This is a genomic window from Zhihengliuella sp., assembly GCF_031178195.1.
Classification (GTDB): domain Bacteria; phylum Actinomycetota; class Actinomycetes; order Actinomycetales; family Micrococcaceae; genus Zhihengliuella.
Window position 1 is genome coordinate 43618 of record NZ_JAPSJL010000011.1, and the last position, 24069, is coordinate 67686.

21 protein-coding genes are annotated in these 24069 nt (G+C 72.6%); 9 read left to right on the forward strand and 12 right to left on the reverse strand.

Translation table 11 applies throughout. From position 1 onward, the window contains the following. Nucleotides 1–11: 11 nt before the first annotated feature. Nucleotides 12–1487: a UDP-glucose/GDP-mannose dehydrogenase family protein gene (locus RIN46_RS13440; protein ID WP_309082387.1), complete on the reverse strand. Its 1476-nt coding sequence runs from the start codon at nt 1485–1487 to the stop codon at nt 12–14. Between the two features lie 135 nt (nt 1488–1622). On the opposite strand from RIN46_RS13440, the gene RIN46_RS13445 reads away from it, so the two are divergent. Beyond that, nucleotides 1623–2168, forward strand: coding sequence for a thioesterase family protein (locus RIN46_RS13445; RefSeq protein ID WP_309082386.1), 546 nt, complete (start codon nt 1623–1625; stop codon nt 2166–2168). A 66-nt stretch (nt 2169–2234) separates the two neighbouring features. On the opposite strand, the gene RIN46_RS13450 is transcribed toward RIN46_RS13445, so the two are convergent. Then, nucleotides 2235–3254 (reverse strand): NAD(P)/FAD-dependent oxidoreductase, encoded by a 1020-nt coding sequence (locus RIN46_RS13450; RefSeq protein ID WP_309082385.1) that lies wholly within the window; start codon nt 3252–3254, stop codon nt 2235–2237. A gap of 100 nt (nt 3255–3354) precedes the next feature. Between RIN46_RS13450 and RIN46_RS13455 the strand changes: the two genes are divergently transcribed. Beyond that, complete coding sequence (locus RIN46_RS13455) at nt 3355–3993, forward strand: XRE family transcriptional regulator (RefSeq protein ID WP_309082384.1); 639 nt, start codon at nt 3355–3357, stop codon at nt 3991–3993. A 41-nt stretch (nt 3994–4034) separates the two neighbouring features. Here RIN46_RS13455 and RIN46_RS13460 read toward each other — a convergent pair whose 3' ends face one another. Further along, nucleotides 4035–5096, reverse strand: coding sequence for an enoyl-CoA hydratase/isomerase family protein (locus RIN46_RS13460; protein WP_309082383.1), 1062 nt, complete (start codon nt 5094–5096; stop codon nt 4035–4037). Nucleotides 5097–5338: 242 nt separating this feature from the next. On the opposite strand from RIN46_RS13460, the gene RIN46_RS13465 reads away from it, so the two are divergent. Both RIN46_RS13465 and RIN46_RS13470 read left to right on the forward strand, forming a co-directional pair. After that, on the forward strand, nt 5339–6565 hold the full coding sequence (locus tag RIN46_RS13465; RefSeq protein ID WP_309082382.1) for a glycerophosphodiester phosphodiesterase family protein: 1227 nt from the start codon (nt 5339–5341) through the stop codon (nt 6563–6565). A gap of 73 nt (nt 6566–6638) precedes the next feature. After that, complete coding sequence (locus RIN46_RS13470; RefSeq protein WP_309082381.1) at nt 6639–7214, forward strand: hypothetical protein; 576 nt, start codon at nt 6639–6641, stop codon at nt 7212–7214. Between the two features lie 61 nt (nt 7215–7275). Here the strand turns inward: RIN46_RS13470 and RIN46_RS13475 are convergent, their stop codons facing one another. The 4 genes from RIN46_RS13475 to RIN46_RS13490 all read right to left on the reverse strand — a co-directional run bounded on the left by RIN46_RS13475 (nt 7276) and on the right by RIN46_RS13490 (nt 10249). Next, nucleotides 7276–8283 (reverse strand): LLM class flavin-dependent oxidoreductase, encoded by a 1008-nt coding sequence (locus RIN46_RS13475; RefSeq protein WP_309109471.1) that lies wholly within the window; start codon nt 8281–8283, stop codon nt 7276–7278. A 203-nt stretch (nt 8284–8486) separates the two neighbouring features. Then, nucleotides 8487–8690, reverse strand: coding sequence for a cold-shock protein (locus RIN46_RS13480; protein ID WP_309082380.1), 204 nt, complete (start codon nt 8688–8690; stop codon nt 8487–8489). 335 nt (nt 8691–9025) lie between these two features. Continuing rightward, a complete protein-coding gene (locus RIN46_RS13485; protein ID WP_309082379.1) occupies nt 9026–9724 on the reverse strand; it encodes a CbiX/SirB N-terminal domain-containing protein in 699 nt (232 codons plus the stop codon). Between the two features lie 114 nt (nt 9725–9838). Further along, the gene (locus RIN46_RS13490; protein WP_309082378.1) at nt 9839–10249 is read right to left on the reverse strand and encodes a nitrite reductase (NAD(P)H) small subunit; all 411 of its coding nucleotides are present in this window, start codon (nt 10247–10249) and stop codon (nt 9839–9841) included. A gap of 456 nt (nt 10250–10705) precedes the next feature. Between RIN46_RS13490 and nirB the strand changes: the two genes are divergently transcribed. Genes nirB through RIN46_RS13505 form a run of 3 tightly spaced genes read left to right on the forward strand, consistent with a single transcriptional unit; the run spans nt 10706 to nt 15695 of the window. Then, nucleotides 10706–13402, forward strand: coding sequence for a nitrite reductase large subunit NirB (nirB, locus tag RIN46_RS13495; protein ID WP_309082377.1), 2697 nt, complete (start codon nt 10706–10708; stop codon nt 13400–13402). Beyond that, nucleotides 13399–14529 carry a uroporphyrinogen-III C-methyltransferase gene (gene cobA, locus RIN46_RS13500; RefSeq protein WP_309082376.1) on the forward strand — a complete coding sequence of 377 codons (1131 nt, stop codon included), beginning with the start codon at nt 13399–13401 and terminating at the stop codon, nt 14527–14529. Before nirB ends, cobA begins: the two co-directional genes overlap by 4 nt. Beyond that, the gene (locus RIN46_RS13505) at nt 14529–15695 is read left to right on the forward strand and encodes a uroporphyrinogen-III synthase (RefSeq protein WP_309082426.1); all 1167 of its coding nucleotides are present in this window, start codon (nt 14529–14531) and stop codon (nt 15693–15695) included. Before cobA ends, RIN46_RS13505 begins: the two co-directional genes overlap by 1 nt. 25 nt (nt 15696–15720) lie before the next feature. Here RIN46_RS13505 and RIN46_RS13510 read toward each other — a convergent pair whose 3' ends face one another. Continuing rightward, nucleotides 15721–16287: a DUF1697 domain-containing protein gene (locus RIN46_RS13510; protein WP_309082375.1), complete on the reverse strand. Its 567-nt coding sequence runs from the start codon at nt 16285–16287 to the stop codon at nt 15721–15723. A 39-nt stretch (nt 16288–16326) separates the two neighbouring features. After that, complete coding sequence (locus RIN46_RS13515) at nt 16327–17874, reverse strand: MFS transporter (protein WP_309082374.1); 1548 nt, start codon at nt 17872–17874, stop codon at nt 16327–16329. A gap of 115 nt (nt 17875–17989) precedes the next feature. Here RIN46_RS13515 and RIN46_RS13520 point away from each other — a divergent pair, with 115 nt between their 5' ends. Further along, entirely contained in the window at nt 17990–18571 is a 582-nt protein-coding gene (locus tag RIN46_RS13520; protein WP_309082373.1) for a TetR/AcrR family transcriptional regulator, read from the forward strand. On the opposite strand, the gene RIN46_RS13525 is transcribed toward RIN46_RS13520, so the two are convergent. Continuing rightward, entirely contained in the window at nt 18568–18924 is a 357-nt protein-coding gene (locus RIN46_RS13525) for a hypothetical protein (protein WP_309082372.1), read from the reverse strand. The genes RIN46_RS13520 and RIN46_RS13525 overlap by 4 nt on opposite strands. Before the next feature lie 64 nt (nt 18925–18988). Here RIN46_RS13525 and RIN46_RS13530 point away from each other — a divergent pair, with 64 nt between their 5' ends. After that, complete coding sequence (locus RIN46_RS13530) at nt 18989–21577, forward strand: Tex family protein (protein ID WP_375164263.1); 2589 nt, start codon at nt 18989–18991, stop codon at nt 21575–21577. Nucleotides 21578–21602: 25 nt separating this feature from the next. Here the strand turns inward: RIN46_RS13530 and RIN46_RS13535 are convergent, their stop codons facing one another. Beyond that, a complete protein-coding gene (locus tag RIN46_RS13535) occupies nt 21603–23177 on the reverse strand; it encodes a cation:proton antiporter (RefSeq protein ID WP_309080850.1) in 1575 nt (524 codons plus the stop codon). A gap of 72 nt (nt 23178–23249) precedes the next feature. Further along, nucleotides 23250–23984 carry a DUF305 domain-containing protein gene (locus RIN46_RS13540; protein ID WP_309080851.1) on the reverse strand — a complete coding sequence of 245 codons (735 nt, stop codon included), beginning with the start codon at nt 23982–23984 and terminating at the stop codon, nt 23250–23252. Nucleotides 23985–24069: the final 85 nt, after the last annotated feature.

Here is a 24069-nt window from a genome sequence, read left to right on the forward strand (position 1 = left end):
GTGTGGAGAGCCTATTCTGCCGCTAGCGATTGAAAGAAGTCAATCGGTGCGAGACGCGAGCGTGCAGAGGACTCGAACGCGCGCCCCGGCAGAGCGTGGAGCCCGACGACATCGGCTCTGCGGCCGAGGGCGGAGAACTCCCAGCCGGAGGCCTTCCACTCCTCGGCGGGGAGGACGTTGCGACCGTCGATGAAGCGCCGTTCCCGGACCAGCGGTTCGAGATCCTGCGGCTGCAGGCGTCGGAACTCGTCCCATTCGGTGAGCAGGATGGTCAGGTCGGCTCCCGACGCGGCCTCCTCGAGGGAATCGGGGTAGTCCAGACGCGGGAAGCGGGCGGCGGCGTTGCGGTTCGCCTGGGGGTCGTAGACCGCCACATCGGCGCCTGAATTGTAGAGACGCGCCGCGACGTCGAGAGCCGGGGAGTCGCGGACGTCGTCGGACTCCGGCTTGAACGCCGCCCCGAGAACAGTGATGCGGGCGCCGGTCAGCGTCCCGACCGACTGCTCGGCGAGATGGACCACCCGGTCCCGTCGGCGCAGGTTGATCTCGTCCATCTGCGTCAGGAACCGCATCGCGGCCCCTGCGCCCAGCTCCTCGGCTCGCGCCTGGAGCGCGCGGATGTCCTTCGGGAGGCAGCCGCCGCCGAAGCCGACGCCGGCGTTGAGGAACTTGCGGCCGATGCGGGCGTCGTGCCCGAGTGCGTCGGCCAGGGTGGTGATGTCGCCGCCGATGGTCTCGGTGATCTCGCTGAAGGCGTTGATGAAGGAGATCTTCGTGGCCAGGAAGGCGTTGGCGGCCACTTTCACCAGTTCGGCCGTCTCGAAGTCCGTCTCGATCAGCGGTGTCCCCCCGGCGAGGGGAGCGGCATAGACGCGACGCAGCAGCTCACGCGAGTCGGTGTCGCCGTCCTCGGCGCCGACGACCAGGCGGTCGGGTGCGAGGGTGTCCTCGACCGCGCGGCCCTCCCGGAGGAACTCCGGGTTCCAGGCGAGGCCGACGCGGAAGTCGGCGGGGAGCGCCCTGCCCTCGAGCTCGTCGTCGATCATGCGCCGAAGCCGGCGGGCGGTGCCGACGGGCACGGTCGATTTGCCGACGATGAGTGCGTCCCGGTCCAGATGCCGGGCCAGTTGCGCCACCGCGGCGTCGACGTAGGTGAGGTCGGCCGCGGATTCGCCCGGCCGCTGCGGTGTGCCGACACCGATGAAGTGAACGTCGCCGAAGTCGGAGGCCTCGCGGTACGAGGTGGTGAAGCGCAGCCGGCCCGACGAGACGTGCTTGATCAGGAGTTCGGGCAGGCCCGGCTCGTGGAACGGCAGCTCACCGCGGGAGAGGGCGTCGATCTTCAACGGGTCGACGTCGAGTCCGAGCACCTCGAAGCCGAGCTCGGCCATGCAGGCGGCGTGCGTGGCTCCGAGGTATCCGGTGCCGATGACGGTGATGCGCGGCCGTGGAGCCGTGTGTGCGATCCGACTGATGTCTCCGCTCATGGGTCCAGCCTGCGCGGTGGAGGTGACGGGCCGGTGATGCCCCGGTGTTGTGGATGTGAGCGATGGATGACGCTGATGGGCCGGCCCCCGGCTTCCGCCCGGGATGACAGGTTACTTGTGAGTAACATGGGTCACATGCACATGATCTTCCGTCTCCTCCTGCTCATGGTCACCTGGCGGCGCCGTTCGCCGGTCGGGGTCTTCGACGTCGCACGCCTGGACATGCGCGCAATGCCGACCGACATCGACACCGCCGGCCACATCAACAACGGCATGTACTTCTCGCTCTTCGACCTCGGGCGGTTCGACCTGATGCTCCGCGCCGGCGTCTGGAACGGGATGGTCAAGCGGCGCTGGGTGCCCGTGGTCCAGGCCGAGACCGTCCACTTCCGGAAGTCCGTCACCCTCGGCCAGAAGTTCACGATGGAGACGCGCATCGCAGGTCTCGACGAGCGCCACATCTTCCTCGAGCAGCGGATCGTCTCCGACGGCGAGATCTACGCCTCCGGCATGATCGCGGCCCGCTTCCGCAATCGAGGGGGAGCGGTGCCGATGCCCGAGGTCCTGGCCGTCTTCGGCACCGAGCCCCCGGCCGACCTCCGGGTCCCCGACTGGGTGGAGGCCTGGCTGGAGGCCACGCGACTCCCCAGCACTCGGCAGGCGGCGCCCAGCGACTGGTAGGTCCTCGCGGATCCGTCGCTCTGCAGGAAGCCGACTGCCGGGCCGGCGCGCCTGCGGCGCCGGAGCCTACAGGGCGGGCGCCGCAGACAGGGCCGCTGTCAGGTCCTCCTGGATCAGGTCCATGTTCAGCGCCGCGCCCGCGGTCACCCCGTCCGCGGCCGCGTGCGCCACGTTCGCTGCCAGGTTGCTGCTGTTGCCGGCCGCCCAGACGCCGTCGACCGCCGTGGCGCCCCGCAGGTCCGTCTCGATGAACTCGCCCATCGGGTTCTCGGCCAGTTCGCCGCCGAGCGCTGTGTAGAGCTCGGCGCGCGCCAGCATCCTCGACTGGACCGTGAGGGCGTCCAGATCGAGCTTCGCCCCATCCGCCAGCACGACGCCGTCGAGCCTCCCGTCGTGGCTCGAGACGGACGCGATCCGCGCCTCGACGACCTCGACGCCGGCCGCCGCCATTTCGGCTCGCTGGTCGGATGTCAGGTCCACGGCGTGCGCGATCAGCGACACCCGCCGGCTCAGCTGGGCGAACAGGAGCGCCTGATGGGTCGCCATCGGGTGGGTCCCCACCACGCCGATTCGCTGCCCGCGCACCTCCCAGCCGTGGCAGTACGGGCAGTGCAGGACCTGCGTGCCCCAGTGCTCGGCCAGCCCGGGGACGTCGGGCAGTTCGTCGTGCAGTCCCGTGGCCAGCAGGATCCGCCGGGCGCGCAGCTCGCGCCTCCCGTCGCCGTCCTCGACGACGAGGGCGAAGCGGGCCCGGGCGTCGTCGGTGCCGAGGAGGTCCCCGTCGAGATCCAACCGGCGGATGGCCGTGACCTCCGCCTGCCGGAAGTGGACGCCGTACTTCTCCGCATCGGAGCGCGCGGCGGCGAGGAGATCCGAGGGGGCGGCGCCGTCGTTCGCGAGGACGTTGTGCGCGGCCGGTGAGGCCGCGTTCCTCGGCCGTCCCGCGTCGAGCACGGCGACGCTGCGGAGCGAGCGACCGAGGGCGGTCGCCGCCGCGAGCCCTGCGAAGCCGCCGCCGATGATGGCGACGTCGGCGATCTCCGTGCTGTGGTGCATCGTGGCGGTAGGCGGGATGTGATGGTCCATGGCGATGGTGCCTCCCTTTCTTGAGAAGTGTTCTCAAGATGAGTGTTCCCGTCTCCGTGTCCGGTGGCAAATATGTTTGCTGCTATGGCAAACTGGCACCATGGACGACGAGGAGCATGGGCGCTGCGAGGAGCCATCACATGACCGGACCGCGCTGGACGGGGTCGCAGGACGGCTGCGGCTCATCCGACAGGCCCGGGGCCTGACCCTCAGCCAGGTCTCGGCGGGAACCGGGATCTCGGTGAGCACGCTCTCCCGCCTCGAATCCGGGCAGCGCAAGCCGACGCTCGAGCTCCTGCTGCCCCTGGCGCGCCACTACCGCAGCCCGCTCGACGACCTCGTCGGGGCGCCGCCCGTCGGGGACCCGCGCGTGCACATCCGGCCGATCCGCCGCCAGGGACGGACCGTGCTGCCCCTCAGCCACGGCGTGGTCGGCGGCGGGAACGACGACGGCCCCGGGTTGCGGGCCTACAAGCAGATCCTGCCGGCCGTGCGGGAGCCGGCCCGTCCCCACCCGCGCAGCCATCCTGGGCACGAGTGGATGTACATCATCTCCGGACGCCTGCGGCTGGTCCTCGGAGTCGGCGCCGACCAGCGCGAATTCGAGCTGGGGCCCGGCGAGGCAGCGGAGTTCGACACGCGCACCCCGCACTGGTTCGACGCCGCAGGCCCGGAGGCCGTGGAACTCGTGGCCCTGTTCGGCGCGGACGGGCAGCGCATCCACGTCTCCGAGCTCTGAGCGGCGGGTGCGCTGGGGTCCGCCGCACGGGGCGGCGGCGCCTAGCCGGGCGGCTGGATCGCGGCGGCGACGGCCTCCCGGTCGATCTCGCGTACATCGGCCGGGTTCCACCGGGGCGTGCGGTCCTTGTCGATCACCTGGGCGCGGATCCCCTCCGGCAGGTCCGGGTGGTCCATGAGGAACTCGGCGATCCGCAGCTCGCGGGTAAAGGCGGACGGCAGGAAGGCGTCGTCGCGGGCTGCGCGGACGGCCTGCAGCGCGGTCTCCAGCGACAGTGGCGAGTGCTTGCGGATCTCCGCGGCGGCCTCGCGTGCCGCCTGCACCGGCGTCTGGTCCAGCACCACGAGGATGTCGGCCACGGTCTCGCCGGAGTAGGCCACGTCGATCCAGGTCCGGCCCGGCGTGAGCGTGCGGGTGGCGGCGGGAGGTGCCACGCCGTGGAGCACCTCGAGGGCCGACGCGACCTCCGGGGAGCTCAGCCCCATCAGGTCGGGCAGCGAGGCGAGCAACTGGTCCAACCCGTCCTCCTGCATGCAGAAGTCGGCGAACCCGGCGTCGATCGCGTCCGCGGCGCCCATCGCCGCAGCCGTCAGCGCCAAATGCTCGCCCATCCGGCCCGGCGCCCGGCCGAGCAGATGGGTCCCGCCGACGTCCGGGCTGTAGCCGATCCGGACCTCGGGCATGCCGATCCGGGACCGCGGCGTCGCGATGCGGACCGCGGCGTGCGCGGCCAGCCCCACCCCGCCGCCCATGCACAGCCCGTCCATGAAGGCGACCACCGGCTTGGGGTAGAGCGCGATCTGCTGGTCGACCTCGAACTCGCGGCTGAGGAAGCGCAGGAAGTCCCCGTGCCGGTCCTGTGTGATCGACTCGTAGAACACCTTGATGTCCCCGCCGGCGCAGAACCCGCGCTCGCCGGCGCCGTGCAGCGCGACGATCTGCACGGCGTCGTCGTCCTGCCACGTGGTCAGGGTCCGCCCAATGGCGTCGACCATCTCCTCGGTCAGGGCGTTCAGTTTCTCGGGCCGGTTGAGCGTGATGATTCCGACGCCGTCGGCGACCTGGGCGAGCACGTGCTGCGCGGGGGCGGGCCGCTCCGTCATCGTCCCGACCGTCCCGCGAGGTCGAGCCGTTCGGCGCGGTTCTGGGTCTGCGACATGCTGTTCTCTCCGTGACATGGCCGTTTCCGCCGAGTCTTCCACATGTGGGCCGCTCTTTGGGGTGCATTAACTCGGGCGTCGGCGCAGCGTCATCGTGGCACGGCAGGGTGGCACAGTTGCCTCCCGCCACGGTCGCGAGCGGCAGCACGACCCAGCACCCCTGAGACGAAGACGAGGACCCCACGATGAAGCACCCCCTGAACCGGACACTCGCCGCGGCGGCGACCGGCGCCGTCGTCCTGCTGGCCGGTGCCGCCGGCGCGCACGCCGCCGCCGAAGGCCCCAACGCCGGTCTGCCGGAGAGCGAGCAGCCCGTGCTGATCGGCCACCGCGGGGCCGCCGGCACCGCGCCGGAGAACACGGTGTCGGCGTTCAAGGACGGCCGGGCCTCCGGGGCGGACTACTTCGAGATCGACGTGCAGCTCTCCGCGGACGGCGTGCCGTTCCTCTTCCACGACGACACGCCCGCGCGCACCACCGACGTCGCCGAGGTCTTCCCGGGGCGCGAGGACGACCCGATCACGTCCTTCACCTGGGACGAGCTGCAGCAGCTGGACGTCGGCTCCTACTTCTCGCAGAAATTCGCGGGCGAGAGGATCCCGCACCTCGACGACGCCGCCCGGATCGCGACCCCGCAGACCGGCGTCTACATCGAGATCAAGTCCCCGAAGAACTCGCCCGGCGTCGAGGCCGTGGTCGCCGGGGCGCTCCACGGGGACGCGAGCTGGCGGAAGCTCGTCGCCGCGGACAAGGTGGAGGTCCTCGGGTTCGACGCGGCATCGAATGCGCGCTTCGCGGAGCTGGCCCCCGAGGTCCCGCTGCAGCAGCTGGCCGGGACCGTGCCCGGCGAGGCGGAGCTGGAGCGGCTGGCCGGGTTCGTCGACTCGGTCGGCACCAACTACCGCACGCTGGACCAGGCCGCCGTGGACCGCGTGCAGGCCGCCGGTCTGGAGATCGGCGTCTACACGGTCAACGCGGAGGATGAGATGGAGAAGGCGCTCGCCCTGGGCGTCGAGCGGATCACCGGCGACTTCCCGATCCAGCTGGAGCGCTACCTCGACGGCCGCGACCCCTTCCCCGGCGGCCGGAGCGTGCGGATCCAGGGGGCCGTCAACGACGCGCCCGGCTCGGACACGCAGGACCAGCACGGGGAGCACGTGGTGCTCGTGAACGACGGCGCCGCTCCCGTCGACGTGTCCGGCTACTACCTCCGCGACGCCGCCAACAACGTCCTGAGCATCGGCGAGGGCTACGTGCTGGAGCCGGGCGAGACACTGCGCGTGTACTCCGCCTCCGGCACCGACGCAGACGACGCCTACTACAACGACGGCGGAGCGGTCCTGAACAACGGCGGCGACTCGCTCGGGCTCTGGTCGGCGGAGGGTCGCCTGCTGGACACGTTCGGCAACTGACCCCGCCTGACGCTGGCGGGCGGCCCGGCCCCGGGGCCTCCTCGGGGCCGGGCCGTCGGCGTATCCTGAGCGCATGGTGGAGCCGTCGAACCCCGTGAACCCGTCCAATGTCGCCGCCATCGAGAAGGCGTCCGGGTGCTCCTGGGCCGACTGGGTCGCCCTGCTGGACGAGGCCGGCGCGCGCGAGGAGCCGCACCCGCGCATCGCGGAGCTCGCCCACGAACGGCTCGACGTGGCGAACGGCAACAATGGCTGGTGGGCCCAGTCCATCGCCGTCGCCTACGAGCAGCACATCGGGCGCCGGCTGCCCGGCCAGCGAGCCGACGGCACCTTCGACGCCTCCGTCAGCCGCACCGTGGCGGGACGACGCGACGGCGTCGCCCAGCGCTGGGCGGACCTCGCCGCCGGGCGTCTCGCCGACGCCGGATCCATCGCCGGTGCCGGGCCGGAGGGTGAGCCCCGGACGTCCGCCACGGACAAGCGCTCCTACTGGCGCCTCGACCTCGACGACGGTACGCGCGTCGCCGTCTCCTTCGAGGAGAGGGGCGAGGACCGGGTGCTCGTGACCGCGACCCACACCCGCGTCCCGGCTCCCGACGGCGTCGCCGTCCGCAAGGCCATTTGGAAGGACCTGCTCGGCGCCCTCTGAGCCGCGTGCGGGCGGCGCCGTCGCAGCGTGGCCATGGGCGCCGGCCCGGGAGTGCGCCGGGTCAGACCTGGACGGTGCCGACGCCCTCCGCGGTCAGCCGCAGCGACTCCAGCCGCTCCGCCGGAGTAATGGCGGACTGGACGGTGATGAGCTCGTCGGCATCCGCGCTCTTCGCGAAGTCGCGGAGGTACGCGCCGACGGCCTCGGGGGTGCCCACGGCCGTGTACTTGAGCATGCCCAGGACCTGCTCGCCGGCGGGGGAGTCCAGCAGCATGTCGATCTCCTCGTCCGTGAACGGGGCCTCGGTGGAGCCGGGCGCCATGCGGTTGCGGCCGAGGAACTTGGCGACCCGGTCGCGCCGGACGGCCTCGAACTGGGCCTGGGCCTCCGCGTTGGTGCGCGCCGCGACGACGCCGACCCCGGCGATGACGTACGCCTCGGACAGCTGCTCCGACGGCTGGAACGTCTCCCGGTAGACCCGGATGGCCTGGTGCAGGGCGTCGGGCGCGAAATGGGAGGCGAACGAGTACGGCAGCCCGAGCTGCGCTGCGAGCTGTGCGCCGAACAGGCTCGACCCGAGGATGTAGAGCGCGACGTTGGTGCCGAAGCCCGGGTAGGCGTGCACGCCCTTGATACGGGACTCGCGGCAGAGGAAGCCCTGCAGCTCCAGCACGTCGTGCGGGAACGCGTCCGAGGAGCGAGGGTCGCGGCGCAATGCCTGGAAGGTGAGCTGGTCGGTGCCCGGCGCCCGGCCGAGGCCCAGGTCGATGCGGCCCGGGAACAGGGTCTCGAGGGTGCCGAACTGCTCCGCGATGACGAGCGGGGAGTGGTTGGGGAGCATGACGCCGCCGGAGCCGAGTCGGATGCGCTCCGTGTGGTGGGCGATGTGCGCGATCAGGAGCGAGGTGGCACTGGAGGCGATGGTCGCCATGTTGTGGTGCTCGGCGTACCAGACGCGCTCGAAGCCCAGTCGCTCGGCCTCCTGCGCGAGTTCGACGGATTCGGCGAATGTCTCGGCGATGCTGCCGTTCGTGCGGATGGGGGCCAGGTCCAGGACTGAGAGCTTCACGTCCGTTGCCAACCAGTTGCGTCGGCGAATCATTCCCACCGACACGGGAGCGACTTAAAACACAGCAGCCGACGTGCTCGGTCTCGGCCGCCGGATGAACCGGTGGCGTCGACGAGTACGTCGGCTGCTGGAAGAATGCGTGCCCGTCAGAAGCGGCTGACGATCGAGTCGTCAGGCTTCAGGGGCGCATCGCCGCGGGCTGCTTAGAGCGCGCGGATGTTCTCGGCCTGAAGGCCCTTCTGGCCCTGAGTCACATCGAACTCGACGCGCTGGCCCTCTTCGAGCGAGCGGAAGCCGTTGGACTGGATGGCGGAGTAGTGTGCGAACACGTCAGCCGAGCCGTCCTCCGGTGCGATGAAGCCGAAGCCCTTTTCCGGGTTGAACCACTTAACGGTACCTGTTGCCATGATGATGTCCTTTCGAGACGTTGCGCCGAAGCGCCTGGGATAAGGCCACAGTTTCGTGGCCAAATTGTAGATGCGGAAAATTCGCCGCGACTTACAACGGTCCAGCCCCGTCAGGAACATGGCACTGCAAATACTGCGTGAAGAACTACGACTACTACGCGTTAGAGCCTACGCGATAAACCCCGGCTTGGGTACCCCCTGCACGCTCAGAGCATAATCCGGGCCTCTGGCGGCACCCGAGAAGACGCTGGGTCGAGCGCAGAAAGCGCTGCTGACCAGGGCAGAAAGGGCAGTGCGAGTCTTCGGTCACGGCCCCGGCGCATCGGGCCGGACCGCTAGGGGCGGTCGTAGCGGTCGAGGACGATCTCCACGAGTTCCTCCGGCACGGGCCGTCCGGGGACGAGGAGCGGCTGGGCCACCACGTGGGCGCCGCAGGCGGCCGCTCGTGCCCCGAAGTGCCCCGGGGCCAGAAGGTAGGTGGAGACCACCACGCGTCCGTGGCCCGGCCGGCGTCGCGGGAACCATCCTCGCTCCAGGCGCGCGACGCCGGCGCCGACCGCGTGCTCGAGGGTCGGCTCGGCGGCGGAGACGAAGGCGGCCTCGACGCGCAGGCCGATCGTCTCGGACAGCATCGCGGCCGTGGTCCGGCACTCCTCGACGCCGCGGGTATCCGTGGACCCGGCGCAGGCCAGGACGACGTGGTCGTCGCGCCGGAGGCCGGCCTCGCGCAGCCGGCGTGCGAGGACCGACGCGAGGCGGGGATCCGGGCCGAGCGCACGAGCGACGGTGGCCCCCGGAACCGTCCGAGCGGCCTCCGCCAGATCGTGGCGGGTGTGGTGACCGCTGGAGAGCAGCAGCGGGACGACCCGCGGCTCCTCTCCGGCACCGGCGAGGACCTGCGGGACCCCGGGGGTCTGGACGTCCACGAAGGCCTCCTGGACGCGGACGCCGGGGCGGGACGCGGCCACGGCGTGGACCAGCGCGCGGACCGCCTGCTGCCCGGCCGGGCTGGACGTGCCGTGGGAGGCCGCCACGAGGGTGCCGCTGCGACCCGCGGGACCCAGCCCGTCCAGGCCTCGGTCGAGGACGGAGCGTCGGGGGCGGGGGAGGCGAGGCAGGACGGATCCCGGACGAGGAGCGTGCTCATGTCACGACACCTCCACGCGGACGCGGTCGCCCTCGAGACGGGCCGGGAAGATCGCGAGCCGGGGCGGGGCGCCCGCATGGCCCCCGTCGGCGGTGAGGCATTCGCCCGTGTCCAGCCGGTAGACCTCCTTGTGGAGGGGGCTGGCGATGGTCCGCACCTGCCGGCCGTCGATGGTCCGGCTGCCCGTGATGCCGCGGGACATGACGGGGGCACCGGTGGCCGGGCAGCGCTGGTCGGCAGCGTGGACGGTGCCGTCCGGGAACCGGAACAGGGCCACCTGGCGGCCGTTCAGCCAGGCCGCCTCGCCCCAGCCGGGGGCGAGGTCCTCGATGCGGCAGGCGTCGAGGACCTCGGCCCCGTCGACGGCGGTGGTGACGGCGGCGTCTGCGTTCTCGTCGAGCAGGATCGTCATGGTCCACTCCTCTTCACTCTGGCTGGCGTCCCCGGCGCGGTTGCCCCCGGGACGGTCGGATCAGCGACCTGCCGAGAACACTAGGTAGCCCTTGTTACGGCCGGGCCCCGGGAGCCGTCACCCTGCTGTAAACGCTGCCTCACGGTGCCGGACCGGTCCCCGTGAGCCGCCGACGACGGGAGGAGGGCCGCCGAGCATCGCTGCCGAGGGCCCGCTCCGTTCGCCGTTTCCCGGCCCCGTGTTGCCGGGCGTGACGCAGCGTTTCGGTCAGATTTCATGCTCCTCACTCCGTCGCATGGTCGAAACAGAGAAGATGTTTCTATGGCGTGACACCCCAGCAACCGCCGGGCAAATCCCGATCCCTACATTCGATACCGAGACCGCACGCAGAGCGGGCCCGCCGAGCAGCACGAGGCGACCGCGGGCCGGGTGCACCAACTACCGAGTGAGGCAGCCATGACCAACACCAGCAGCACGGAGAACCGCCGCATCGTCGTCGTCGGAGGCGGCCCGGCCGCGCACCGGTTCACCGACGCGATGGCGGCTCGGGGCCTCGACGGGTTCGAGGTCACGGTCCTCACCGAGGAGCCCCACACCCCCTACGACCGAGTGGCGCTGTCCAAGGCGCTGATCACGACGGACGTGGACCTGACCCTCGGCGACCCCGCACTGTGGGCGCACGAGGGGATCGAACTGGTCACGGGCGCCCGAGTCGTCGACCTGGATCTGGACTCCCGTGAGGTGATCGCCGCCGACGGCCGCCGGTTCGCCTACGACGAGCTCGTCCTCGCCACCGGCTCCAACGCGGCGACGCTGCCGATCCCCGGCAACGAGCACACGCACGTGTACCGGCATCTGGAGGACGTCTGGACGATCAACCGACGGATCGCCGAGCTCACCGCTCGGTACGGGCGGACGGTCACCGCTGTGACGATCGGCGGCGGCCTCCTCGGGCTCGAGGCCGCGGCCGGCGTCCAGGCGCTCGGCGCCCGGCCGGTGGTGATCGACGGCGGCCCGTGGCTCATGGGCACACAGCTGGACGAGGGCGCCGGGCAGGCCATGGGCCGCCTGATCGCCGACCGGGGCCTCGAGGTGCACAGCGGGGTCTTCCCCTCCAAGGTCCTCACCGAGGAGGTCGACGGCGAGGCGCGCGTGACTGGCGTCGAGATGGCCGACGGCCGCGTCATCGACGCGGACCTGGTGATCGTGTCCATCGGCGTCCGTCCGCGCGACGAGCTGATCCGCCAGGTCAACGGCCGGGCCCGCGAGGCTGCCGCCGCCGCGGCCGGCAAGCCGGTCGAGGAACTCGTCGGGACGGACCAGGAGCCGGCCGAGGACTACCGCCCCGTGTTCCGCATGGGCCCGCGCGGCGGCGTCGTCATCGACGAGACCTGCGCGACCGACGTCCCCCACGTCTGGGCGGCCGGTGAGGTCGCGAACTTCGGCGGGTTCTGCATCGGGCTGGTGGCCCCGGCCAACACCATGGCGGAGATCGTCGCGGACCGCATCCACGGCGGCGAGGCCACGTTCGCCGGCTTCGACACCGCCACCAAGCTGAAGCTCTCCGGCGTGGACGTCGCCAGTTTCGGCGATGCGTTCGCGAAGGCCGACGGCGCGCTCGAGGTCGTCTATGCGGACCCCGCCCGCGGCGTCTACCAGAAGGTCGTGGTGAGCGATGACGCCCGGACGCTGCTCGGCGGCATCTTCGTCGGCGACGCCGCCCCCTACACGTCTCTGCGCCCGCTGCTGGGCCGGGAGCTGCCCGCCGAGCCGGGCGCCTATCTCTCCGCCGCCGGCGGCGGAGCGGCGCCCGAGTCCGAGCTGCCCGACGATGCCACCCTCTGCTCCTGCAACAATGTCACCGCCGGCTCCCTCCGCGACGCGGTGGGAGGGTGCGGCACCTGCGAGGGGAGCGAGCCGGTCCGCGAGCTCGCGGGCCTCAAGTCCTGCACCAAGGCGGGGACCCAGTGCGGCTCCTGCGTGCCGATGCTCAAGAAGCTCCTGGAGCAGGAGCTGGTCAAGTCGGGCATCGAGGTCTCCCGGGCCATGTGCGAGCACATCGCCTTCTCCCGCGCCGAACTGTTCGAGGCCGTCCGCATCGCGGGGCTGACCAGCTACGAGACCGTCATGGAGCGCTTCGGCACCGGGGACGGCTGCGACCTCTGCAAGCCGGCCATCGCCAATATCCTCGCCTCCCAGCACAACGCCTACCCGCTCGACGGCGACCTCGGCGGCCTGCAGGACACCAACGACCGCGCCCTGGCGAACATGCAGAAGGACGGGACCTACTCGGTGGTGCCGCGCATCCCCGGCGGCGAGATCACGCCGGAGAAGCTCGGCGTCATCGCCTCCGTCGCCCAGAAGTACGGGCTCTACACCAAGCTCACCGGCGGCCTGCGGATCGACATGTTCGGCGCCCGCCTGGAGCAGCTGCCGGACATCTGGAGGGAGCTCGTCGACGCTGGGTTCGAGTCCGGGCAGGCGTACGGCAAGTCCCTGCGCACCGTGAAGGGCTGCGTCGGCTCCTCCTGGTGCCGCTACGGCGTGCAGGACTCGGTCTCCCTGGCGATCGAGCTGGAGCTGCGCTACCGCGGCCTGCGCTCGCCGCACAAGCTGAAGATGGGCGTCTCCGGGTGCGCCCGCGAGTGCGCCGAGGCCCGCGGCAAGGATGTCGGCGTCGTCGCCACCTCCGACGGCTGGAACCTCTACGTGGGCGGCAACGGCGGGGCCAACCCGGCCCACGCCCGATTGCTCGCCCAGGATCTCGACGACGCCACCCTCGTCCGCTACATCGACCGCTTCTTCATGTACTACATCCGCACCGCGGACCGCCTGCAGCGCACGGCCCACTGGATGGACGAGCTCGACGGCGGCATCGACCACGTGCGCGACGTCGTCGTCAACGACTCCCTGGGCCTCGGCGCGGAGCTCGAGGCGGCCATGGAGCGCCACGTCGCGACCTACGAGGACGAGTGGGCCGCCACGCTGAAGGACCCCGAGCGGCTGCGCCGGTTCCGGTCCTTCGTCAACGCGCCCGGGCAGGTGGACCAAAGCCTCGAGTACGTCGAGGAGCGCGGCCAGAAGCGTCCTGCGGGCCCCGTGCCGCTCGGGGCCAGCATCCCCGTCGGCTCCCCGGCGGGAGGCGCTCGATGATGCTCCCGGGCACGCCCGATCTGGCCGGGCGGACCGTGCTCGTCTGCGGCGAGGCCCGCGCGGCGCGCCGGGCCGTCGCACGCTACCGCGACGCCGGGGCGGAGGTCCTGACCGCCGTCGCACCGTCCGACCTCGCGCCGTCCGGCGTCGCACCATCCGACTCCACACCTGCCGAGGCCGCGCCCGGGCGCCCGACCCGGCCGGAGGTCCTCGACCGGGTCGCGCTGGTCGTCGTCGTCCGGACGGGAGCGGACGACGACGGCTGGGGCGCCCTCGCCGCCCGGTGCCGGGAGCGCGGGATCCTGCTCGTCGCCGAGCCCGCGGCCGCGTCCGGCGGGAACGTCACGCTCGTCGGCGGCGGCCCGGGGCGCGCGGACCTGCTGACCGTCGCCGCCCGCGCCGCGCTCGCCCAGGCGGACGTCGTCTTCTACGACCGGTTGGGTCCGGCCGGGCCGGACTCGGTGATCCCGGCCGCGGAGCTGGTCGCCGCGCTGGCCCCCGGGGCCGACCTGGTCGATGTCGGGAAGACCCCCGGACACCACAAGGTGCCGCAGGGCGAGATCGAGCGGCAGCTGGTGGAGGCGGCGCTCGCCGGCCGCACGGTGGTCCGGCTCAAGGGTGGGGACCCGTTCGTGTTCGGACGCGGGGCCGAGGAGGTCCGGGCGTGCGCGGAGGCCGGCGTGCCCGTGACCGTGCTCCCGGGCGTCACCTCCGCGATCTCCGTGCCCGGCGCCGTCGGTGTCCCCGTGACGCACCGCGGCGTGTCCAAGTTGTTCACGGTCGCGTCCGGGCACCAGCCGTTCTCGGAGGACGAGCTGGAGCACCTGGCCGGGCTCGGCGGCACGATCGTGCTCCTCATGGGGGTCGGCACGCTCCCGCAGACCACCGCCGGCCTGCTGCGCCACGGGCTGGCGCCGGAGACGCCCGCCGTCGTCATCGAGCGGGGGTTCTGCGACACGCAGCGCTCCACCGCGGCCCCGCTGGATAGGCTGGCGCTCGCGGCGGCGGAGGCGAAGTGCTCCTCGCCGGCGGTGATCGTGATCGGCGACGTCGTGGCCTCCGGCGACGACTGGACCCGGCTCGCCGAGGAGTTCGGCGCCGGAAGCGGGGAGGGAGTTCGAGCGTGATGGAGACACCGGCGCCCGTCGGCAGCACGGAGCGGGACGGCCGCGCGGACCACGACGGCCCGGGGAGTGGGGAGGGCTCGCTGGCCGGGTTCCGGATCGGCGTGACCAGCGATCGCCGGTCGGCGGATCTCATCGAGGCCCTCGAGCGCCGCGGCGCCGAGGTCCTGCATGCCCCGGTGCTGAAGATCGCGCCCGTCGCGGAGGACGCGGACCTGCAGGCGGAGACGGCGGCCCTGATCGCGGCGCGCCCCGACGTCGTCCTGGTCACCACCGCCTACGGCATGCGCCGGTGGATCGACTCGGCCGACGCCCACGGGCAGGGTGAGGAGCTGACGCGCACGCTGGAGCGGGCCACGATCCTCGTGCGCGGGCCGAAGGCCCGGGGGGCCGTGCGCGCCGCGGGTTTCGACGACGACGGCGTCAGTCCCGACGAGCGGACGACGACGATGGTGGACCTGGCGCTCGAGCGCGGGGTCGCGGGCCGGACCGTGGCGATCCAGCTGCACGGCCTCGCCGATGCCGACGAGGTCGCCCGGCTCGAGGCGGCAGGCGCCCGCGTGCTGACCGTCTCGCCCTACCGGTGGGTGGTGCCGGAGGGGAGCGAGGAGAAGGTCGCGCGGCTGATTGACGCCGTGTGCAACGGCGGGCTGGACCTGGTGACCTTCACGGCCGCGCCCGCCGTCGACGCCCTGTGGGACGCGGCGCGCCAGCGCGGCCGCTACTGGGACCTGGTCGAGGCGTTCCAGACGCACGTCGTCGCCGCGACCGTGGGGCCCGTGACGGCGCAGCCCCTGCAGGTCGTGGGCATCGACCCGCTGATCCCGGAGCGCTTCCGGATGGGGGCGATGATCCGGCAGATCGTCGAGTTCCTGGGCGGGCGCGGCACCCGGCACTACACGACTGCGCTCGGCGACGTCGCGCTGCGCGGGGCCGTGGTGGCGCTCGGCGGCGAGACCCGGGAGCTCGGGGCCTCGCAGCTGGCCCTGTTCCGAGCCATCGCCGACGCCCGCGGGGCCGTGCTCTCCCGGGCCGAGCTCATCGCGATCCTCCCGGAGGGCCAGGGCGACCACGCGCTGGACATGGCGGTCAGCCGCCTCCGCCGGGCCCTGCCCGACCCCGGGCTCGTGGCGACGGTGGTCAAGCGGGGGTACCGGCTCAACGTCTAGCCCGGCCCCGGCTTCGATCCAGGCCCTAGCGAGACCTCGCCGCGAGGACCTTCTCCAGCGTGTTGAGGTTGCGCGTGGTGTGGTGCTCCTTCAGGCGGGCGCCGGCCAGGATCCTGGCCAGCGGGTTCTCCAGCGTGGTGCCCTTCGGCGTCTGCCAGTAGACGACGTCGTCGCGTCCGGCCGCTCGTTCCAGTGCGTCCCGTTCCAGTGCGTCCGGTTCCAGCGCCCTCAGCCGCGCGAGTGCCGCGTGCACCACGTCCGGGCCGGAGGTGAAGGTGACGTAGGTGTGCGCCGGGTGCCCCTGGTACTCCGCTGAGCGGTCGAACGGGCAGGCCGCGACCAGCTCGCCGACCTCCGGCAGCGTCTTGACGAAGAGGCGTGCGGCGAACCCGAAGCGCTCCCCGATCGCGGTCTCGAGCAGCTCGCGGGCGGCGTCGGGTGCCAGCTCCGCGGCGAAGAGGATGTTCCCCGTGGCCAGGACCGTCCCCACGTCCCGCACGCCGGCGGACTCGACGCAGGCGGCCAGGTCCGCCATGGCGATCCGGCGGCCGCCGACGTTGATCCCGCGCAGGAACCCCGCATAGTCGTTCATGCCGACAGTCTGCCGCACGCGCGGCGGTGGCGGGAGGGCTCAGTCGTGGGCGGCGGGTGCGACGGCGACCGGCTGGCGGCGCAGTGCCCGGTGGATGACGACCGCAGCCACGACGGCGGTCGCCATCCCGATCGACGCCGTGACGGCGACCCCGGAGTCGAACGCGTGGGCGGCCGACGCCAGCAGCGCGGCGGCCTGGTCCGCGGGCAGGTGCGCGGCGACGTCGTGCGCTCCGCCGAGCGTCTGCGCGGCCGCGGCCGCATCGGCCCCGCCGATGCCCTCCGGCACGCGGAGGTTCCGCGTGTAGGCGGCGTTGAGGAGCCCGCCGAGGACGGCGGTGCCGAGGACCGTGCCGGACTCGTAGGCTGTCTCCGAGATGGCCGATGCCGCGCCCGCCTTCGCCGGCGGGACGGCCGACAGCGCCAGATCGTTGGAGAGGGTCTCCGAGAGTCCGACGCCGGCTCCGAGCACCGCGAACGCTCCCATGAGCGGCAGCACCGAGTCCGCCTGCGCGACGACCAGGACGAGCGCGTAGGCGACCGCGTTGAGGCCGAGGCCGGAGACCATGAGCGTGGAGACGGCGACGCGGCGGACGAGCCGCGCCGCGGACAGCCCGGAGACGATCGACAGGGCCAGGCCCGGGATCATGAGGACGCCGGCCTGCATCGGGGACAGGCCCGCGACCAGCTGCAGGTGCTGGGTGAGGAAGTAGATGAACCCGACCATCGAGAAGACGCTGAGCAGGTTCACCGCGAGCGCGCCGGAGAAGGTGGGGTTGCGGAAGAGCCGCACGTCCAGCATGGGGATCGGCCAGCGCAGCTGCCGGCGCACGAAGAGCCAGCCGCTGACCAGTCCGACGGCGACCGCGGCCGCAGCGACGACGGGGTCGGCCCCCTTGGCGGCCAGCTTGATGCCGAAGACCAGCGGCGCCAGCGCGAGGATGGCGAGCGCGATCGAGAGCGGGTCGACGGGGCCCGGCCGCGGGTCCTTGAACTCCGGGATCAGGAATGGACCGCCGACGAGGATCGGGAGCAGCATCGGGACCGCCAGGAGGAAGACCGAGCCCCAGGCGAAGTGCTCCAGCAGCCAGCCGCCGAGGATCGGGCCGAGGGCCGCGCCGCCGGCGAACCCGGCGGCCCAGATCGCGATGGCGCGGCGGCGCTCGTCCTGGTCGGTGAAGATGCTCCGGATCAGCGACAGCGTGGCGGGCATCAGCATGGAGCCGAAGAGACCCAGCAGGGCGCGGGCGGCGATGAGCCACTCGGCGCTGGGGGAGAAGGCGGCGAGCGCGGAGACGACGCCGAAGCCGGCGCTGCCGATGAGCAGGATCCTCCTGCGGCCGATCCGGTCGCCGAGGCTGCCCATGGGGACCAGCAGGCCGGCCAGCACCAGCGGGTAGACGTCGATCATCCACAGCAGCTGGTCCGAGGTCGGCGCCAGCGCCTTGGACAGGGCCGGGACGGCGAAGCTGAGCACGGTGTTGTCCACGGAGATCAGCAGCACCGGGAACATGAGCACGGCCAGCGCGAGCCAGCGACGGGTGCTGGACGGGGCGGTGGTGCGCGCGGCGGCGGTGGACGGTGTCATGGCTGTTCCCAGGGTGGAAGGGGCGGTGGTTCGTCAATAACTGTACCGGCCGGACGGTTAAGAAGGAAGCGTCTGTGCCGCGCCTCACCGCGCGCGGCTCGATAGAGTGGCTCCCATGGCCCGTCCCCCTGCCGCCCGCGAGAAGATCCTCGCCGCCTACTGCGAGATCGTCAGCAGCGAGGGCGAGCGCGCCGCGACCCTCGAGGCGACGGCCGCACGCGCCGGGGTCTCCAAGGGCGGGCTCCTGTACCACTTCAAGAGCAAGGACGCGCTGGCCGACGGTGTCCTCGAGCGCCTGGGCCAGGCCGCGGAGGCGGATCTGGCCCGCATGCGGGCGTCGCCGGAGGGGCCGTCGCGCTACTTCGTACGGACGTCGGTCGAGACCGGCACCGAGCTGGACACGTTCTTCGTCGTCGTCATGCGGCTCGCCGCGGGGCAGCACCCCGGGGCGGCCGAGGCGCTCGCCGCCGTGCACGGCTCCTGGTGGCAGCTGATCCGGGAGGAGGTCGGCGACGACGCCGTGGCGGACACGATCATGCTGATCGGCGACGGCATCTACCACCACGCCGCGATGCCCGGCTCCGGCTCGACCGGCTCGACGGCCGGGTACTTCCGCGGCCGCCTCGACGCCGTGCTGGAGCAGGTCGACGAGCTACGCGCACTCGCCCGGGCCCGCACCGCGTCGGGTGCCGGCTAGGACCCTCCCGCGCCGGTCTCCGTGCAGGCCGCGGCGGCCTCGTCGAGCAGATCCTGCGGGGCGGAGTCGCCGGCCTCGGCGACCCGGCGCAGCGGATCCAGGAGGTCGGCGGGGACCCCGGCGGCCTCGGCCGGCTCGACGAGCGAGGACAGGAGCGCGACGTCGGACGCGTCCAGCGTGCCGTCGGTCACCGGCGCGCAGATCCTCGCCACGACGTCCCGCCGGGCGGACTCGGTGACGGAGTCCACGGCCGAGGCGGCGGCGTCCTCGGTGGCCTGCTGGACCTGGGTACAGCCCGTGAGGCCGAGCAGCAGGACGGCGGCGGCCAGGACGGCGGATCGGGTTCCACGCATGTCCACAGTCTAGGGCTGCGGATCGCCGAGCATGGACCGGCTGCGGCAAGATGGACCGGTGACGATCTCCAACGCAGCACCCACAGGCCAGACCACCCCCACGGCACCCAGCCCGACGACGCCGGGCCCCGCGTCGCCAGCCTCCCCGGCGCCCGGTGCCGGGACCCGGGCGGTGGTCGCACGGATCGCCGAGGAGCTCGGCGTCCAGGCGTGGCAGGTGCAGGCCGCCGTCGACCTGCTGGACTCCGGCTCCACCGTCCCGTTCATCGCCCGCTACCGCAAGGAGGCGACCGGGACCCTCGACGACACCCAGCTGCGCACGCTCGAGGAGCGCCTGCGCTACCTGCGCGAGCTCGAGGACCGCCGGGCCGCCGTCGTCAAGGCCATCGACGAGCAGGGCAGGCTCACGGACGCGCTGCGCGCCGCGATCGCCGGCGCCACGACCAAGACCGAGCTCGAGGACCTCTACCTCCCCTATAAGACCAAGCGCCGGACCCGCGCACAGATCGCCCGCGAGGCCGGACTCGAACCGCTCGCCGACGCGCTGCTCTCCGACGTCGGGCTGGACCCCCAGGACGCGGCCGCCCACTACGTGAACGACGCCGTCCCGACCGCCGACGACGCCCTCACCGGGGCGCGGGCGATCGTGATCGAGCGGGCCGGGCAGGACGCGGAGCTGGTCGCCGAGCTGCGCGAGCGGCTCTGGAAGCGTGGCGTCCTGCGCTCCGCCGTCGCACCCGGGGCCGGGGAGGCAGCCGGGAAGTTCTCCGACTACCAGGACTTCGCCGAACCGCTGCACCGCCTGCCGGGGCACCGGATCCTGGCGCTGCTGCGCGGCGAGCGCGAGGGCGCGCTGGCGCTGACCCTCGGCGAGGCGGATCCGGCCGACGAGGAGGCGCTCGCCGAGGCCCGCGCGGGCTACGAGGCCGCCGTGGCCCGCGCCGTGGGTGCCGACGCTCCGGCCGGCTCGCCGGCCCACGGCTGGCGGAGCCGCACCGTCCGGCTGGCCTGGAAGAGCCGGATCCTCACCCGGCTGGAGACCGACCTCCGCACGCGGCTCTTCGAGGCGGCCGAGGAGCAGGCGGTGCGCGTGTTCGCCGACAACCTCCGCGACGTCCTGCTGGCGGCCCCGGCGGGCAACCGCACGGTCCTCGGCCTCGACCCCGGCCTGCGCACGGGCGTGAAGGTCGCCGTCGTCAACGGCACCGGCCGGGTGGTGGACACGGCGACGATCTACCCCCACGCCAACGGGAAGTCCAGCACCAAATGGGAGGACTCGCTCGCGGTCCTCGAATCGCTCGCGGTGCGGCACGGGACCACTCTGGTGGCCGTCGGCAACGGCACGGCCAGCCGCGAGACGGACCGGCTCGCCGGGGAGCTCCTCGCCCGCCTCGCCGGCAACCCGGCCTACGCGGAGGCGACGGCCGCGGCGGGCGTGCGCCCGGCGAAGGTCATCGTGTCCGAGGCCGGGGCGTCGGTCTACTCGGCGTCGGCCCTGGCCGCGGCCGAGCTGCCCGATCTGGACGTCTCCCTGCGCGGCGCGGCGTCGATCGCCCGCCGCCTGCAGGATCCGCTGGCGGAGCTCGTCAAGATCGAGCCGAAGTCGATCGGCGTCGGGCAGTACCAGCACGACCTCACCCCGGCGAAGCTGGACCGCACGCTGGACGCCGTCGTCGAGGACTGCGTCAACGCGGTCGGCGTGGACGTCAACACCGCGTCGCCGGCGCTGCTGGCGCGCGTGGCCGGCGTCGGGCCCACGCTCGGGCGGAACATCGTCGAGTACCGGGACACCAACGGGCCGTTCGCCACCCGCGCCGCGTTGAAGAAGGTGCCCCGCCTGGGCGCCAAGGCGTTCGAGCAGTGCGCCGGGTTCCTCCGGGTCACCGGCGGCGAGGAGCCGCTGGACGCGTCCGCCGTGCACCCGGAGGCCTACGGCCTCGCCGGCCGGATCCTCTCCGCCGCCGGACTGACCAGGAACGACGTCGGCGCGGCGGCCGGTGCCGTCGCGTCGCTGCGCCCGGAGCAGTTCGTGGACGAGCGCTTCGGCGTCCCGACCGTCCGCGACGTCATGGCCGAGCTGGCACGCCCCGGCCGGGATCCGCGCGGCGAGTTCGTCACCGCAGCGCTGAAGGACGGCGTCGAGACCGTCGGCGACCTGGTGCCGGGCATGGTCCTCGAGGGCACGGTCTCCAACGTCGCGGCGTTCGGTGCCTTCGTGGACCTCGGCGTCCACCAGGACGGCCTGGTCCACGTCTCCGCGATGAGCCGGGAGTACGTCTCCGACCCGCGCGAGGTCGTGAAGTCGGGGCAGGTCGTGCGGGTGAAGGTCCTCGACGTGGATCTGGCCCGCCAGCGCATCTCGCTGACCCTGCGGCTGGACGACCCGCTGCCGTCGGAGTCCGCCGCCGGCGCGCCCGGGAGCGGCGCGGAGCCCTCGGGCGGCCGGCAGGGCGGCGGCACGGGCGGTGACTGCCCTCGGGGCGGCGGGCCGGGCGGCGGCGGGAACGGAGGACGGCCGGGGCGCGAGCGCACCGGCGGTCAGCCGGGTGGTCGGCGCGGCGGCCAGAAGGCCGGTCGGAAGCCGCAGGCCGACGGCGGTCCCGGCGGCGATACAGCCATGGCCGAGGCGCTGCGCAGGGCCGGGCTGGCCTGAGCCGCGGTCTAGGCGCGGCGGGCTGTCAGCGGGGGCCGGGGGAGAGCAGGAGGTCGGCCATCGCGATGCCGGCGCCCTCGTAGAGGTTGTAGACGCCGTCCACACCGAGCCTCTGCAGGTGCTCGGCCTGGTCCGGGTGATGCGCCACGGCGGTGATGCGCCCCTCGAAGCCCGCCTCGCGGAGCTGGTCCAGGGCGAAGAGATTGGAGTCGTGGAACGGCATGGCGAGGACGACTGTCTGGACCAGGCCGCCCTGGCAGATCCGGTACCAGAACTCCAGGTCGGTGGCGTCGCCCTCCATGACGTTCAGCCCGGCCTCGCGGAGCCGGCGGACCACGGCGTGGTCGTTGTCGACCGCCAGCACCCGTAGGTCCGAGGAGGCGGTGATCCGCTCGTAGGTGGAGCGGCCGATCTTGCCCATGCCCAGGATCAGCACGTCGGCGTTGCTCGTGTCGATGGGGCGGTCGTCCGGGCGGATGCGGTCCGGGTCCTGCGCCGGGAGCCGAGCGGCCAGGTCGGGCGCCAGGTGGCTGCCGCGGCCGTTGAGCAGGGAGGAGACGACCATGCTCAGCGCCACGGCGATGCCGACCACCGGCAGCCAGTCCTCGGCGAGCATGGCCGCGCCGACGCCGACCGAGACGACGATGATCGAGAACTCGGAGAAGTTCCCGAGCACCAGGCCCGTGCGCACGGCCGAGCGGTTCCGCATGCCGAACGAACGCCCCAGCAGGATGAAGCCGAGCGCCCGGAGGGGGAGCAGGACCGCCGTCAGCAGGGCGGCCAGACCGAGATCGCTCCACGTGGGCTGATCGAGCATCCCGATGCTCAGGAAGAACCCCACCAGGAACAGCTCCTTGACGCTGTAGAGCGACTTGGACAGCTCGATCGCCCGGGCGTGCCCGGCGAACAGCAGCCCCATCACCAGGGCGCCCAGGTCGCCCTTGATGCCGACGGCGTCGAACAGGAAGTAGCCCGGCCCCAACGCCATGGCGACGCCGTAGAGGACCAGCAGCTCGCCGTGCCCGGCATGGTCCAGGAGGCGGCGGAGGACCCAGCCGGCAGGGATCAGGAGGACCAGGGCGAGAGCCCACGGGCTGGGCGGATCGTCCGAGGTCAGGGTGATGAAGACGACCGCGGCGATGTCCTGGAGGACCAGGATGGCGATGGCCGTCTGCCCGTAGAACGAGCCGTCGTCCGAGCGCTCCTCCAGCACCTTCATGCACAGCACCGTCGAGGAGAACGACAGCGCGAAGCCGACCAGCACCAGGGACCGGAGGTCCGCGTACTGCGAGAGTCCGACGGCGGCGAGGAGCCCCAGCAGCCCCGCGCCGACGAGGACGCTGAGGATGATGTGCAGGGTCGCCGTGCCGAAGGCCTCGGGGCGCGCCAGCGACCGGATGTCGAACTTGAGCCCGATCGTGAACAGCAGCAGCGTCACGCCGATGTCCGCGAGCGAGTCCAGGCCGGGGAAGCCGTCGATGCCCAGCCCGCCCAGCAGGAACCCCGCGGCGAGGAAGCCGACCAACGGCGGGACCCGGAGGCTGTGCGCCAGCCATCCGAGTCCGGCCGCGGTCAGGAGGGTGATCGCGATCTCTTCCACGGGCTCCCGTTCGTCGTCGTGCGGCGTGCTCCTACTCTAGAGGCCGGGGGCCGGGAACTGGGAGGAAGCGACCTATTGCTTCACCTCGGCCAGGAGCCCCTCCATCTCCTCGATCTCGGCGGTCTGGTCCGCGATGACCTGCTCGGCCAGGGCCAGGGCCTCGGCGTTCTCCCCGGACCGGAGCTCGTCCTCGGCCATCTCGACGGCGCCGCGGTGGTGCTCGATCATCCCGGTGAGGAACAGCTCGGCGGCCCGCGCGCCGTCGGCACCCTCGAGCTCCTGGAGTTCCTCCTCCGTGAGCATCCCCTCCATCCGGTGCCCGCCGTGATCGGCAGCGTCGGCCCCCCAGCGCTCGAGCCAGGACTCCATGGTCTCGATCTCGGGGGCCTGCGCGGCCCTGATGCGCTCGGCGAGGTCCCGGACCTCCGGCGGCAGGTCCTCCGCGGCGAGGACGGTCTCGCTCATCTCCACGGCCTGCTGGTGGTGCGGGATCATCATCGCGGCGAACATGACGTCGGCGTCGTTGTGGGCCGTGGTCTCCGCCGGGGCGGTGGTGCTGGAGGCCGACGGCGTCGATTCCGCGTGGTCCCCGTGCCCGGCGGACGGCGATGCCGGCTCCTCGGCCGGGGAGCCGCACGCGGCCAAGGTCAGGGAGCCGATCACGAGTGCGACGGCGGCCGCCGCCCGCATCGACCGCCGGTTGGAGTCGCGGCCGGTGCGGGCGGTCGACCGGTTCGAGGGCGGGGTCCCCGCTCCTGGCGCGGTCTGCGGAGCCTGGATGGACTGCTCGATGGTGCTGTGGGACATGGTGGTTTCTCCCTCTGGAGTCGGGGTGGATGGGCAGCGCTGTGCCACCGGTGCGCGACCCGGGAAGGGGCGCATCGGCGGTGGG